At 44.9% G+C, this 16,064-nt stretch carries 7 protein-coding genes; 1 reads left to right on the forward strand and 6 read right to left on the reverse strand.

Annotated features, from left to right (window positions below):
* Positions 1-26 precede the first annotated feature (26 nt).
* The 4 genes from pds to QUA04_RS12415 form a co-directional block, all read right to left on the reverse strand.
* Positions 27-1,400 (reverse strand): 15-cis-phytoene desaturase, encoded by a 1,374-nt coding sequence (gene pds / locus QUA04_RS12400; protein WP_006632784.1) that lies wholly within the window; start codon positions 1,398-1,400, stop codon positions 27-29.
* 54 nt (positions 1,401-1,454) lie between these two features.
* Entirely contained in the window at positions 1,455-1,649 is a 195-nt protein-coding gene (locus QUA04_RS12405) for a hypothetical protein (RefSeq protein WP_333257363.1), read from the reverse strand.
* 1,640 nt (positions 1,650-3,289) lie between these two features.
* Positions 3,290-5,812: a protein kinase domain-containing protein gene (locus tag QUA04_RS12410; protein ID WP_333257367.1), complete on the reverse strand. Its 2,523-nt coding sequence runs from the start codon at positions 5,810-5,812 to the stop codon at positions 3,290-3,292.
* Complete coding sequence (locus QUA04_RS12415) at positions 5,806-6,228, reverse strand: hypothetical protein (RefSeq protein ID WP_333257370.1); 423 nt, start codon at positions 6,226-6,228, stop codon at positions 5,806-5,808. The genes QUA04_RS12410 and QUA04_RS12415 overlap by 7 nt, the downstream gene beginning before the upstream one ends.
* A 422-nt stretch (positions 6,229-6,650) precedes the next feature.
* Here QUA04_RS12415 and QUA04_RS12420 point away from each other — a divergent pair, with 422 nt between their 5' ends.
* Positions 6,651-7,892, forward strand: a complete 1,242-nt coding sequence (locus QUA04_RS12420) for a glycosyltransferase family 2 protein (RefSeq protein ID WP_333257373.1) — start codon at positions 6,651-6,653, stop codon at positions 7,890-7,892.
* A 149-nt stretch (positions 7,893-8,041) separates the two neighbouring features.
* Here the strand turns inward: QUA04_RS12420 and QUA04_RS12425 are convergent, their stop codons facing one another.
* Together QUA04_RS12425 and QUA04_RS12430 are read right to left on the reverse strand one after the other, a co-directional pair.
* On the reverse strand, positions 8,042-10,330 hold the full coding sequence (locus QUA04_RS12425; protein WP_333257376.1) for an FdhF/YdeP family oxidoreductase: 2,289 nt from the start codon (positions 10,328-10,330) through the stop codon (positions 8,042-8,044).
* Between the two features lie 357 nt (positions 10,331-10,687).
* Positions 10,688-15,871: an nSTAND1 domain-containing NTPase gene (locus tag QUA04_RS12430; RefSeq protein ID WP_333257380.1), complete on the reverse strand. Its 5,184-nt coding sequence runs from the start codon at positions 15,869-15,871 to the stop codon at positions 10,688-10,690.
* Positions 15,872-16,064: the final 193 nt, after the last annotated feature.

The following is a 16,064-nucleotide window of genomic DNA, read 5'->3' on the forward strand; positions in this document are numbered from 1 at the left end:
CGTCTTTATGAAAAATTCTTAATTTTTCATTGGTTATTGGCCGTTGAAATAGCCTGCGCTGTCAGCTTACCAGAAAGCACGGCACCTTCCATACTCGCAAGATAACGCTGCATTGTATAATCCCCCGTTAGATAGAAATTGCTAATGGGAGTTGTTTGTGTGGGACGGCACTGCTGGCGTCCGGGAGTGGCTTTGTAAACGGAACGAGGGGTTTTGACTACGTGATATTTGAGCAGTTTGGCTGGTTCTGGGATTTGATCGGGAAAGAGTTTTTCTAACTCGACCATTGTGGCTGCGACGATATCTTCGTCAGATTTGCCGATCCAGTCTTTGGCCGGTGCTAAAACCAGTTCCAGCATGGATTTGTCTGGGTTGGCATATTCGCGGCAGGTGTTGCTCATGTCGGCGTAGACGCTCAGCAAGGGCGATCGCGAGAACAGCAAATGGTCGATTTCAGTTAGCTTGCGATCGAACCACAAGTGTACATTAATGACGGGTACTCCCTCCAAGCCTTCGAGCTGTTTGAAATAATCCATTTCGCCCCAAGGTTTCGGCATCATCAACTTCAGCGGGTCAACCGGCATCGCGGAAACGTAAATATCGGCCGTCAGAATTTCTGACTCTGCCCCTTTTACTCCCCGAATGTGGAAACCGCGCACCGTGTTGTCATCGTTGAGCAAAAACTCTTTGATGGGTGCATTCAGCCGGACTTCGCCGCCGCGCTCAGTTATGTAGTCTACCATCGGCTGACACAACCTCTCTGTGGGGGAACCGTCTAAAAAGGCCATTTTCGAGCCGTTTTTCTCTTGCAGGAAGCGGTTGAGGGCTGTCAGCAGTATGGTTGCAGATATTTCGTGGGGGTCGATGAAGTTGAGCGCCTTGGACATGGCGATGAATACTTCTTTTTCGACTCTGGGGGGGACGTTTTGCTTTTTCAGCCAGTCGGAAAACGAGTATTTGTCCATTGCTTCGACATAGTTTTGACCCTGAAGCATCGCCGGAATCAAACCTATACCAAAGCGGATTTTTTCGGGCCAGGTGAGCATATCGTTGTTGCTCAGGATGGCTGCGACGCCGTTGAAGGGAGCCGGAAGGTCGGGAAAGTCAAAGCGGGAATAGGTTCCGGGGGTTTCCGGCTGATTAAAAATCATCGAGTGTTCTTTCCATTGCAGCCGGTCTTCAATGTCAAGTTCTTTGAAGAGTTGGAGCATATTCGGGTATGCGCCGAAGAAGATGTGGAGGCCGGTTTCATACCAGTCGCCGTCTGCATCTTTCCACGCGGCGACTTTGCCGCCGAGTACGTCCCGACTTTCTAGGAGGATGGGGGTGTGGCCCGCGTCGGTAAGATATTTAGCGCAGGAAAGTCCTGCTAAGCCTGCTCCGGCGATCGCAACTCGCATTTGATACTACTTGGCCTCTGTGTTCGCTTCGGTTTAATTATACTTTACAACTCGTTACATTTTTTTTGGGAAATCTGTAGGGACGCGGAACTGCCCGTAGGTGTCAACAAACACGTTAAACCGACAGTGCGACAGTCCTCCCGCCTGCCCGACTCCGGCAAGGGTTGAATTCCCTGCCTCAAAGCGAAATTCTTCTTGCATAGGACTAATGAGTTGTTCTTCAGTCCTCTTGCATAGGACTAATATCATTTCCGGTTACACTCCTTATGATGTTGACGGTTGACGGTTGACGCCGTGAACAGTCAACAGTCAACAGTCAACAGTGAACTCGAATTTACTATTCCGATGCTAACGGATTTGATATAATGAGTTGTTCTTCAGTCCTCTTTCAGAGGACTTTCGCTATAAGCCCCGTGGAATTCATTCCCTGGCGAACTGTCGGGTAGGCGGGAGGACTGGCGGAGGAAAAGAGGACACGGCAATGCCCATAGGTGTCAACAAACACGTTAAACCCATAGTCCGGCTCTTGTTGAAACCCCTACCTCAAAGCGCAAGTCCTCTTGCATAGGACTAATGAGTTGTTCTTCAGTCCTCTTGCATATAGCAATCCTAAATGATTTTCTATATCTAGAGCAATCCTAAATGATTTTCTCTGTGTAAGTATATTGACGTGTTTTGGGGAAATCAAATTTATGTTCGTTAGTGAAAAACTCTCTCCAAAAATTTGACAATCTTAAAATACCTACATAAATACCAATACTTTATTAAAAATTTTTTTAGCTTGTAAGCAAATATCTTCAACGGGATTCTGATGGGGAGAATTGGGAGCATATAAAATACAAGTAATTGACCAATTATCAGGTTGTTTGTCACCATTTAGTTCTAATAAAAAGTTTATAACTTCTCCATATTTATGATCACTAGCTCCATCCCCAATCAAGATAACTTGCGATTTTTATATTTATTTTGTAAGTATTTTATGAATTTAACTGTTGATTTTCCTCACCAGATGGATGGCTCTGAACATGGAATTCTTTGCTTTGATAATTGAGGGCGCCCAAATAAGTTGGTCTATGCTTTTTCATTGATAATTGGGACTTCAATTCTGATGCAAGGATTGACCCCAAACATAAGCAGTCAAATCACTATGAAGTAGATGACATTCCTCTAAAAATCATACTATTATTTCCCCAGATTCTATACCTGCCTTGTTTTTAAATAAAATATCGTTAATTTCTTCCGTCTTTTTTTGACCCGTTCTTTATCAAATTTAGAATTGGTTTTTTGAGTGTTTTTTTTACTAATTTTCGCCAGTCTAAAAGTTCATAGTAACTCTGTTTTGATTTATATCACACCAAATTAGCGCTCTAAATAAGTAACCAGCTCATCTAAATTCCAATATTATTTATTCTTTAATCACTCGATTACTTCAGTATTTTTTAGAGCTGTTAAATACCCTTTATGTCCTAGTTTGATTCCGGCGATGCCTTTGGTTTTAAATTGCTTTTTCTATCTAATAACCAATAAAAAAATTACTGACACGCCATATCTTGCTAATTTCATGGTAGATATTACCTGAGATCGCCATCTTTACAGCTATTGCTCGTTTTAGTTCTCTGGCCTCGATATCGCTTTTAATGAAAGATTCTCTCATAAGCTATTTCTTTTTCCCTATCTTTTTGTGGCAGTTGTAAGTTATTCATTTTTTTATTGTCAGAATCAAGTATTGCATATAATTGCATCATAGTCTTGATAATGATTTAGGATTGCTATATATGAAGGAAGAAGCGGGTGACTTTTGTAACTTCAAGCGAAAAGGTAATTCATACCGTGAATCAGCAACGCCGTCCTTCCAATCTAAAATCTCAAATCTTAAACCTAAAATGGTATTACCTCAACCACAACTTAATAGTATGGTCTTTAGAACCGCTAGCAATAGTTTTGCCATCGGGACTAAAAGTCACCACATAAACCTCATCGGAATGTCCCGTCAAAGTGTTCAGCAGTTCTCCGGTAGCAAAATCCCAAATTTTAATAGTTTTATCCTTGCTCCCGCTCGCAATAAACTTCCCGTCCGGGCTGATAGCAACCGAGACAATATCGTCAGAATGCCCCTTGATAGAGCGAATTAAATCTCCTGTTTCGAGATTCCAGATTTTAATAGTTTCATCGTAGGAACCGCTAACAATTGTCTTGCCGTCCGGGCTAACAGCAACCGACCTCACCGCGTCGCCGTGTCCCTCCAGAGTTTTGAGCAACCTCCCCGTGGCTACATCAACAACTGTAATTTTTTTATCCTTAGAAGCGCTAATCAAACTTTTTCCATCGGGAGTGAAAGCAACAGAATAAACAAAATCTGTATGGTCGGGCAAATTCTGAATCAAACTGCCAGTTGTTGCATCCGAAATTTTCGTGGTTTTGTCTCCGCTGCCGCTAGCAATGAGCTGTCCGTCGGGGCTCAGAGCGACAGACCAAACAGAAGCAGTATGGTCGAGACTGCGAATCACTTGCCCTGTTTTCAAATCCCACAGCATGACTCGCCAAAAACCGGTTCCAGTCGCCAGTTTCGTACCGGTTGAGTCAAAAGCAACCGACCAAATAGTGGAGGAATCTCCTGGAAAAGTGCGGATCGACTTGCCTGTAGCTAAATCCCAAATTTGGATGGTTTTGTCTTTAGAACCGCTCGCTAACATTAAGCCGTCTGGACTGAAAGCAACAGACCCAACGGCATCTGAATGCTGAGCGAAATTTTTTACTTTGGCGTTTTTCCACCGCAGACCTGCTTGGCACTGTTCCTGTAACTCCTGAGCAGACGAATAGCTGCTGGAAGTGTTGGCAATTGTTGGTATTTGGCTGATGCAACCTTCATAATTGCTGGCTTTATAGAGAGCTTCAATTTGATTGAGCTGTTGGGATTCTTTCTGGACTCGCTGCTGCCATTCTTGCCACTTGAGATATCCGTAAATTCCGCCGATCGCAGCTAAGATAGCCGCAATTGTTGCCCCGGCGAGATAAGGATTGAATTTGCGAGTTTCTTTAGGGACAATTGTTGCTGCGCTGGCGATCCTCTCCGAGGGCTGCGCTAACGAGAAATCGGTTTTTCCGTTAAGATTTACCTGCGAGGATACCGCCGGACTTGCCTGCAATTCGAGTTGAGGGGCGCTGCTGGCGGGTGGCCCACTGGGATTGCGGTGTCCCTCCAAAACTGCGGATATCGCCTTGTACAATTTAGCAAATAAAGATTTAGGAATCACTAATTCTTCGATTTTCGCGGCATCTTCGTCGGTAAGCCCTAAAACTTGCTGCAAGCGTTTTAATTCGTCGCGAGTTTCCTGAGAAAAGGGATATTCTTGCTGCATTGCTTCTTGCAGTGATTGTTCGTAGCGTTCGCCTTTTTCTCTGTATTTCCGGTAAGGGTTCAATACCTCATCTTCGATCGCCTCTGCTTCTTCTGGCAGTAATTCCAAACTGACGCGCAGTTCATCTAATATTCTACGACCGACTACTGTAATGTCACCGCGGCTGCTGCTGCGCCGATCGACTTCTTCGCGATATATTGTCAGCTTTGGAATCCGCGCCCGCGAGCGATCGCCAATTTTCCTCAAATCGGCTAAAGCTTCCGCCGCCGACTGGTACCTCTCCCGAAAATCGTAGCGCACCATATTATCCAAAACATCGGCCAGCGCTTGGGAACACGTGGCTAAATGCCGCCAAACTATTTCGCCTTTATTAGAATTTTTCAAATCCCGCAGTTTCGGCAAATCGTAAGCCGGCAAACCCGTCATTGCTTGGATGCCAATCATTCCCAAAGCGTAGATATCGCTGTTGAGTTGCGGGTTGTATTGAAATTGTTCGATCGGCATATATTCCAGAGTGCCAATCCGCACAGTTACCGGCGCTTGTCTTTGAGCGATGTGAATTTCTTTCACCGAGCCAAAGTCGATTAAAACTAACTTGTTGTCTGAATAGCGGCGGATTAAATTTGCCGGTTTAATATCTCGGTGAATTACTCCCTGTCCGTGTACAAACACTAAAATTTCTAACAGTTCCTTCAGCAAAGCAATCATTTTTTCTTCAGTTAGAGGCTTGCCCGGTACAATCTCGGTTGATAGCGAGTGACCGGCAACAAAGGATTCTACTAAGAAAAATTCTTCATTTTCTTCAAAATAAGCGAATAGCTGAGGAATTTGGTCGTGTTGACCGAGCTTTTCTAGAACTTCGGCTTCTTTTTGAAAAAGACGGCGCGTAGTATTAATTAATTTCGGTTCGGTAGTACCGGGACGCAGGTGCTTGACAAAGCACTGCGGTTCTCCGGGACGGCGAATATCTTTGGCAAGATAGGTTTGTCCAAATTCTCCTGTTTCTATGACTTCAATGATTTGATAGCGTCCATCTAAAAGTTGGCTCACCATGATAATAACGCAGCCTTTTTTTGGTTGATTTTCGCAAGAAACAGTTGCACTGTTGAGTCAGTTGTATAGCCTTTTTGAGGTAAATTAGGTGTTCCTGGGCATTTGCCAAACAGGGCATTGGGCATTGGCAAAACACGGCATTGGGTATTCGGAATAGTTGTTTCTTTCCTTCTTCTTTCTTTCCTTCTTCTTTCTTTCCTTCTTCCGACTTCCATCGGACTTCTTCCCTCTTCCTTCTTTCCTTCTGACTTCTTTCCTTCTGACTTCTGACTTGTGACTTCTGACTGAGATATTGCACCATTCTCAATTACTTGTTTAGGAACAGGCAAGATGCCTGTTCCACCAGAAAACTCATTCTTTGTGGAACGGGCATCCTGCCCGTTCTTGACAATGGTGCAACATCTGTGTTCTGACATACTTTATTTTTTCAACATCTGCAAAGCTTGATATCCCAAAAAGAAAAAACCCAAAGCGCCGAGTACCGCTATCGTGTTCGCAAACACATCGACTGTAAAAAATTCGCCCATTGCAATCTCCTCTGACAACTGATATCTATCCTCGGCTTTTCGGTCGCTGTCTGGGTGAGGGGTCTTGCCCCTCGCTGCGGGCGACCCGAAAGATGCTCACAAATTATAGCAAAAGAGGCGGTCAATCGATTTTAGATTTTAGATTTTAGATTTTAGATTGAAGCATTGACCCCACGGATGAATCCGGGGGCTTGTATCCTGGATGCTTTCGGTCAAAATAACTTTTCGGGCGATCGACTAGCTTTTTGTTTTAATATTTTTTAATATTTAGGGAGACAAATGGTGTACCGAAATTTTGAGGTCAGTTCGCTTTGATATTGTTAACCCTGCTAATTTTTTCTCTCATTGTAAGTAGAGCTTACACTAAGAATTTGCGCCGATCGGTCAAAAATGCGCCTCGAACCGACAGAAGTTCCGCGACGCCCTCACCGGAACCCGCCGCGCAGTTCCCTAAAGTTTCGGTAATCGTACCAGCATACAACGAGGAAGAGAATATTCGGGATTGCGCGATCGCCATTTTGGAGAGTACACCGCTGTCTGTGGACAACTTAGAGGTTTTAATTGTAGACGATCGCTCGACAGACGACACCAAGGCGATCGGGCAATCCCTGCAACAGCATCTCAACGACCCCCGGCTTAAAATATTAGCAGGTCAGCCGCGACCTGCGAACCAATATTGGGCCGGCAAAAACTGGGCCTGCGCCCAAGCTGTTCAAATAGCAACCGGAGACTTCTTATTATTTATCGATGCCGACGTGCGACTCAAACCAGGGGCGATCGAAACCGCTATTGCAACAGCAGAAACTGAGAAAATAGATTTGTTCACCTGTATGCCAGCCCTGGTTTGCGAGTGTTTTGCCGAGTGGTTGGTGCAGCCGATAATGTTCAGTCACCTAGCAGTTTGCTACGACTTTACCGCCGTCAACGATCCGACAACAAACAGTGCTTTTGCGGGCGGGCCGTTCATGTTATTTAGGCGATCGGCTTATGAAAAAATCGGCGGTCACGAAGCAGTTGCAAGCGAAATTGTTGAAGATGTGGAATTAGCTAGGCGCATCAAACGTGCGGGTTTAAAGCTCGGACTTTATTCCGGGTCAAATTTGGCATCCGTGCGGATGTATCGGTCTTGGAGCGCATTGTGGGAAGGCTGGACAAAGAATCTGTATCTCGGCGCTAACCGCAGTTGGGGCTTGATGGTTTACATGGCTGCAATTATGTTTTTTCTTTATCCGATGCCGTGGTTGGCATTAGCTATTTTGCTGGCAAACGGGGACTTCGCAGAAATTCTGAATATCACCAATTACCAATTACCAATTACCAATTACCAATTGCCAATTACCTGGTTAACTATCTGTTTATCCGTAATCGTAATTTGGCAGCATTACACTTTGCGCCGCCTGGGTGCCGAGATTTCTGAAGTTCCGACGAAATACTGGTGGTTAGGAGGTTTCGGAGGTGCGTTAGTGGCGGCAATGGCGATCGGTTCTGCGATTAAAACTGAAACCGGTTGGGGATGGACTTGGCGCGGTAGAACTTTGCAAATTAAGAGTTAATTAAGACTTGCATAGGTGCAGGCAAGATGCCCACCCCACAAAAAATTAACTCCTTGTGGAACAGGCATCTTGCCTGTTCTTAAAAATCATCCAAAATGTGAGTTATAGAAGAAATAAGGCAGAGCTAATCATAACATCAGTTACATCCGTTACAGAATCCGTTCCCGAACTTCCGCGTATACAAAAGCAGGTACGCGCTTGTAAGCAGGCGTACCCGATCGCTTTTCAATCTCCGAGTGAAAAATCACATTAACTTCAGGATAAAACATCAAAGCAGCACCCTCACGAACCGCCCCGTAAATCACCTCGACATTTTCCATTTTCCCCACATTTCCCTGCACCGTAACCCGCTGATGTTCTTGAAAACCCGTGCTTTCTGCATCCGCACGATTCATCAAAATGCAGTTACGGTGCGGCATTCCCCGGTACTTGTCATCAATTTTGTAGACGACAGTATTGTGCTGAGAATAGCTTCGTCCCGTCATCAATGCCACAACTAAACCCCGCACCGATTCCGGTACTCCAAACTCTTGAGGTTGCGGTAATTTCAGCTTAGGTAAAGGCGTGACAAACATCTTCGCTTTCCCAGACTCTGTAGGGAATTTAGGTTCTGTAAAAATGCGACCGCTGATGGTAAATTCCTCTTTTGTTTCATCAATTGTCGCCATCTTTTCATAGCCAGGAATAGTTTTAGCAATCAATTGGCGAACGTATTTTGTGTCTTGAAGCCTGCGCCAATCAACGGGAAAATCGCCGTGAATTCTGCTAGCTAATTCTGTCAAAAAATGCACTTCAGGAATCAAATCCGAATTCTGGAGATGAGTTTCGCCCTCATCATTTAAACGCACAAAGTTATTCCCAGATTCCACCGTTGTTTTGTGGGGGTTTTCAAAGCGATTCAGGACGGGGAGCACAATTGTATTGTGCTTTGCCAATCCGTGAAAATGCCCTAAGTTCGGTTTGGTTGCGAGGTAGATAACGGTTTCAACATTGGCTAAAGCGCGTTTGGCCTGCGTTGAATCTGGATTTGCCCCGTACAAGTTGCCGCCCAGACATATCAGCGTATCGACTTTGCCTGCATCTGCTGCTTCAATGAGCGATCGAGTGTCGTAGCCTTTAACAGGGCTGAGGGGACGATTCAATAACTTTTCTAAAGCTTGTTGAATTTCTTTTTTCAGCTTCACAGTGACGCCCATCGAGCCGAATCCTTGGACATTTGAGTGTCCTCTCACGGGCATTAATCCCGCCCCTTCTTTGCCGACATTTCCTGTCATTAAGGCAGTATTGGCAATGCTGAAAACGTTATCTACACCGTTATCGTGTTGGGTAATTCCCATCGCCCAACCGAAGACAACCCGCTGGGACGTGCCGATAATGTTGGCGGCTGCCTCAATTTCTGCGCGGGAAACTCCGCAGGTTTTAGTAATATTTTCCCAAGACGTTTCCCGGGCGTGCTGGACTACTGCTTCCCAGCCTTCTGTATAGGCTTGTAAGTATTTTTTGTCCAGCAATCCTTGTTCGATTATAGACTTTTGAATGCCGACAAATAGCGCCGTATCGCTGCCGGGAATTGGTTGCAAGTATAAAGAGGAAATATCGGAACCGGGGATGAGCGACTTGACGGGAAATGCGGGAGAACCAAACTTGACTAACCCGATTTCCATCACCGGATTGATTACAATTATTTTACCGCCTTTGTCGCGAATTTTAATTAACTCGTTCATCAAGCGGGGATGGTTGTAGGAAGAATTGCTGCCCGCGAGTACCACGCAATCTGCTTGCTTCAAGTTTTCTAGACTCACTACCGAGGTGCGTGTGGCAAACATTTCGCTTAAGCCAGTTGTCGAGGGAGCGTGGCAGAGATCTGAACAATCTGCTAAGTTATTGGAACCCATCGCCCGCATCATCAATTGCAGCAGAAAAGCCGCTTCGTTGGAAGAGCGACCGGAACTGTAAGATGCGACTCTTTCGGGGGTTTTGCGAAAAGCAGCTTCGGCAATTTGATAAACTTCTTCCCAAGAAATGCGATCGTAATGAGATGAACCAGCCCGCAAAATCATCGGAAAACTCAGCCTTCCCAACCTATCGGCTTCCATTGAAGTTAATTGCTGAAGTTGTGCAATACTCTGCTGTTCAAAAAATTGAGTTGAGATAGCCGGCTTGATTTCAGCGGAGATTGCTTCGACGCTTTTCATGCACCGCTGAAGTTTTTCGCCCTCTTCATTTGTAAAACCTCCTTTCTGCCCGCCAGTGCCCCAAGAACAGGACAAGCAAGCACTTTTGTGCAGCAAAGTTTTCCAAAGTTTCGGCCCTTCCGGGGACAATGTATGTTTTGCCCAATATTCTATTACGGGCAAGCCGCCACCTATCTCTGGTGTTTCCTCGTTTGTCTCGTTGAATGGCGGGATTGGTTGGACATTTTGGGAGTTGACATCCATGTGGTTTACCTTTTGTTTGAATTGTGGATTAGTTGAAGAAAGGCAGCCGGAGCACAAGGCATTCGGCAGAATGAAATAAAAATTTTGAAGGCAAGAATTTTGTTGTTTTTCAAAGCGTTTTTTTTGAGCGCACTGTACAATACAATTCTGCCACAGACCGACTTACTTCTATTGGCTCGACGGGGGAACCGCCAGAGGAGTTAAATTTATTACTCGAATTTTACCGCAAATTTACAACAGAAAAAACTACTCAACAGATAGATGTTTTAATCTCTATTCAAGAATAGGTTCGCAGTAAGGACTTTAATCCTCCTTCACAGGCAGAGAGAAAACTGGAGTCCTCACTACAAACCAGGTTTACTTCCTCTTATTTAACGCCTGTTTCCCAAACCCAAGACACAGCAGTCGATCGCCCTCAGCAACATTCGGGTCGTTCTGCAAATAATCTCCCAACCATTCGCAACTCCGAGCAATGATTTTATTCAGTTCAAAATTCTCCACAGGCCACAGAATTACAGTTTTATCGCTGCTAGCAAAAGCCAGAGTTTTGCTATCAGAACTAAAAGTAACGCTCAACACCCGATCGCTCGACTCCAAAGTCTTCGATAGCAGCGCCTTCTTGCCGTCAAAATTCCACAGCTTAACAGTATTTCCCCCACTCGCCGCCGCAATTAATTTGCCGTCTGGACTAAAACTCACGCTTTCTACAGTATCGCTGTGGTCGAGTTTTTCAGTTAAATTTGCCACCTTTCCATCAAACCCCCACAAATAAACTTTTTTGTCAGCGCAAGCAGCAGCAATAGTCTTGCCGTCGGGACTGAAACTAACATTTTTAACGCTGTCTTGGTGGTCGAGAGTTTTCATAATTTTCGCCGACGAACCGTTAAATTGCCACAGGTAAACTCTCTTTTCTCCGGTAATCTCAAAAGCCTTTTTCTTCCCGCTTGCCTTGTCCTCAGCAGCGGTAGCAGTAGCAATAGTTTTGCCGTCGGGACTGAAGCTAACGCTAATTACTGGATTGCTGTGATCGAGTTTTGCAAACAAAGTTGCTTTAGAACCGTTCCAGCGCCAGAGGTACAATTTGCGATCGGCACTTGCGGCGGCAATTATCTTTCCGTCGGGACTAAAACTCACGCTTCTGACAATGCCGCTGTGGCTGAGAGTATCTAACAGTTTGCCGTTTAAACTCCAGACTTTCACGGTTTTGTCATCGCTGGCCGAAGCAACAGTTTTATCATCAGGTGAAATGCTCACCCAGGTAACAGAATCCTTGTGGCCTTCTAAGATTTTGAATAAACTGCCGTCAGCCCGCCAAAGTCTCACTGTTTTGTCCCCGCTAGCAGAGGCAATTATTTTGCTGTCAGCACTAAAACTGACTTTGTAAACCCAGTCTCCATGTCCCGATAAAATCTTATTCAGCGGAGTGCTATCCGGTTTCCAAATTTTCACTATTTTGTCCTTACTTGCGGAAGCAATAGTGCCGTCCCCGCTGAAACTTACGGCCCTCACGTCATCTTGATGTCCTCGAAAAGTGTTGAGCAAAATGCCGCTGCGACTCCAAATTTTTACCGTATCGTCTGCACTGCCGGTGACAATTTTTTCGCCGTCGCGACTGAAACTCGCGCTGACAACTTCATCGTTGTGTCCTTTGAGAGTTCTGATTTCCTCACCGTTTCGATTCCAAATTTTGGCTGTGGTGTCGGCACTTGCTGAGACGAGTTCTCGACTGTTTGGACTGAACTTAATGCTGTAAACAATGCCAGAATGCTTGGTTAATGTTTTGGGATTAATTTTAAATTTCTGGGTTTTACTTTCTCGATCCCAAAGTTTGACAGTTTTGTCAACACTTGCTGAGGCAATTGTTTGGCCGTCGGGACTGAAACTGACGCCGAGCACCCAGTCTTTGTGTCCGGTTAAGGTTTGCAGCAATTTTTTGTCCGCAAGGTTCCAGATTTTGACGGTGTTGTCGTGACTGGCGGAAGCTAGGGTTTTGCCGTCGGGACTGAAACTGACGCTGGTGACGATATCGCGGTGGCCGGATAAAATGCCGATCGCACTTTTGTCGTTATCTACTTGCCAAATTCTAATTGTGCGATCGGCACAACCAGTAGCGATCGTTTTCCCATCGGGACTAAAAGTAACACTCGTCACGCTATCTGGGTGATTGAAAGTTTTTAATAACTTACCTTCTTTACTCCACAACTTAACAGTTTTGTCAGCACTTGCCGAAGCAACTGAATTGCCGTCGGGGCTGACACTCACATCCAGAACAAACTTGCTGTGCTGCTCGAAACGGTTGCGTTCTTGCACCCCGGAAACTGCTTGTCTGAGTCTTTCAGAAATTTGATTTTTAGTCTCCACAGGTAGCGCTGTACTTTTCTGAGAATCACGAGCAATTTTGATACTATTTTCCAACACTCCTAATTGATTTTTTTCATTAGATATCACTAAAGCTTCCGACGCCGAATTTAGGGCATCAGTCCGACTTTTTTCTGCTTCCTGCCGTGCGCTTTCTGCTAATTTTGCTTGCTCGAATGCCATCCCCGAAACACCTGCGAGTACAAGCAGTCCTAGAACCGCCGCCCGCAATTGCCATCTCCGAGATTGGTAAAGTTGAGCTTCCGCTTCGTGCTGTTTCTCTCTAGCTTCCGACAGCAAAGCATCTCGCTCTCTGTCTTTGCGAATTTGTTCAATTTCATCTCGGTTAATTTGGTTTTGCTTTCGCAGTTCCTCAAATTCTGCCTTTTTATCTAATTCCTGCTGCTGGCGGATGAAACTAACTAGATAGTCGTGAACGAGCTGGTAAAGCTCGGCCGGCAGTTCCGTCCAGCGAAAAACTAAACCAGAGTTTACTAACAGTTCTAATACTAAATCTAATTTGTCAGCTTCGGCAAATGTCGCTAAATTCGAGGCTAATTCGGCGCGGGTTTTTAGGGGACGTATCTCATCTTCATCTGTGAGCAAATACAATACTCTGCGTGCAGCTACTTCATTCTCGGGGCCACAATCTTTGATGACTTCTTCGAGAAATCTTTCGACTAATTTTTGTTGCGGGTTGTTGCCTAGTTCCTGATATTGACTTAAAGTTCTAATGTTCTCTTGTTGCAGTTGAGCGCCGACAAGTTGTAGTTCGATCGGGCGGACTTCTCCCAATTCTCCAGCTAAATTTTTGACTAATTCTTCGATCAGCTCCGGTTCTAAGTAAAACTGTGCTCGCTCAGTTAAAGTGCGAATTACGGAGCGCGCATCTACCAGCGAAAAATTTCCCAAATAAAACAGAATATTTTTGCTGAGAATGTCCTCCAAAATATCATTGTTAACGAATCCAGTCTGGTTTTTGGGTCGGGAAAATTCCAGCAAATAGTGCAGGTAATCTTCTCGCAAACACAGGACTACTTTTAAATATTTGATTTTCAAGCATTCCCGCAAAAAATCAAAAAATATTTGTCTTTCCCCTGGCTCTTTCCACACGAAAAAGAATTCTTCAAATTGGTCAAATATCAGAACAGTCACTAAATGTTCTGAATTTCTTTGCAGCTCCTTGATAATGTTTTCGTATTCGATCGCCTGTTGTTGTAGGATTAATTCTACTGGCTGTGACTGCTCCCTTTGATCCTCATTATTCCCAGTCGCTCCACCGTGAAATCCCGAAATAAGATTTCCCTTGACTCCACCTGCTTCTACTGGAAAATCTACAGGAGCAATTTCTGGTACTGCTTCGGCAATTTCCGGATCGAATATTTCAGCTTTCCCAGCAGATAACTGTCGGGTCAATTCCCGCGGCCAGTTGTTGTAAACTTGCAGCACTATCGGCAAAACAGTCCGCATTTCTATTTTTTTTTGTTTGAGAGCTGGTACTAATCCTCCCGTGACAATTGAACTTTTGCCAACTCCAGACTGACCGTAAATTACTGTCAGTTTGTCGGGGGTATTGTTCATCCTATATATCAAGCGGTTGAGGTCTTGCTCTCTGCCGGAAGCAGTAATTTCGTCAGCAATAGTAGCAGCGTCGGCAAGAGTTTCGGCGACGGAATTAACCGCTTCTCTGTGCGGCTGCAACTTTCCGGCTCCAATAAAAGCTCGGAACCGATACGTGTGTTCCACCGCTCGATAATCTTGCTTAATTTGAAATGCTTCGAGATATTTTCCCCGCTGAAAATAGAGCGATCGCAGCATTTCTAAAACCCGCAAATACAGTTGCGGGTTGTAGCAAGGTTCGGTTTCCAAGCGAGCAAGCTCTAAATGTGTGATCGCCTCCTCCATCTCGCCCAACTGACTCTGGGCCTCTGCTAAAATTAACAGATACAAGCCTTGATGATGCGACTTTACAGGCGTTCCCTGTCCCGTCGCTTCTAAATTTGAGTTGAGAGCGTCTAGAGCGACTAAAGCCCATTTTTTCGCCCCTTCCCAGTTGTTTTGCTCTAAGGCTACTCTAGCCAAAAAGCCGTAATCTTGAGCCAAATTAACTTCTGAATTTTCCATATTTTCATGTAACCTCCGAGCTTTGATAGCTAAATTCCAGAGTGCATCCCAATCTTCTAAATGCTGCAATACTTCGCCGAGTTGATTGATGAATATACCAACGGCATCCGATCGTCCCGCGCGTTCTAAAACATCAATACATTCCTGAAAATAATTCTTAGCTTCCGTCCAGTAAGGACGGTTGCCGCTGCGGTGTTGTTCTGCTTGGAAGCGGTAGCAAAGACCGATGTGGAATAGCAGAATTCCCTCTAAAACCGGTGCTGGGTGAACGGTAAATAACAAATTGCTAAATTCTGTTTTTTGTCCACTAAATGCTACTTGGTGCTTCCAAAAACTGAGACTTTTTTGATACAACTCAATAGCCGCAGGGATGCGGTGACAAGCATATTCGTGCCTACCGCGAATAAATTGCAAACTCGCTTCAATAGCTGGTTCTAACCTGATGTTGCAAGTTTGCAAGTCTTGGCTAGCCGACTCTAGTTCACTCAAAGAATTGGCTCCGAGAATGGCAGAATTAGTTAAACGCCAATTGCCACTTTCTAAAATGTGGGAAAAAATGCGATCGGCACTTTTGCCCAGGAAATCCACCAAGTCGTCTGGCCCGAGAACAAATTCAACAGTGGTCGTCCAAGTCTCGATATCTGTTACTAACCGAATCAGTTTTTTTAATATTTTGTCTGTCACCCACAGCACCACCGGAAAGGGAAAATTATTCCGAAATTCTTCCCTCACGTAGTTGGTAGAAGTCAGCAGTCGATCGATCGCACTTACCGATTCCAATCCAAACACCATTAAAGCTGACGGGTGGCTGCAGGAAACTTTGGTTTCTATAGTCGTGTAAAGAGTTTTAACAGATGGCGGGAGGACAATTTCTCGAATCTCGATCCCAGACTCCTCCCGCAATTGCCGTGCCGTTTGCTCTCTCATCGCACTGTAATTGCACCGTACCAAAATCAGCGAAAATTGCCCCTGAGACATTCTCAGAGTCCGGGTGAGAGTTTGCAGCGAACTTTTGTTTTGCTGTGCTGCGGTTTCTTGCTGGCAGTGCGAATTAATCATAATTAATTTTTGAAAAAGTTTCTCAGGATAGGTGCTGTCAACTGCCGAAAAAAGGAAGTTCGGCAACGGATTTTTTAACGGATGTAACGGATGTAAGGGGTGTAACGGATGGAAGGAATTGACCGCAGGGGGAAAGTGCAATTAAGAATGTCCTAACCGTTTTGGCGGTTGCTCTAACTAAGTTTACTTTTAC

It is taken from the genome of Microcoleus sp. S13_C5, from assembly GCF_036700845.1.
Taxonomy (GTDB): Bacteria; Cyanobacteriota; Cyanobacteriia; order Cyanobacteriales; family Microcoleaceae; genus Microcoleus.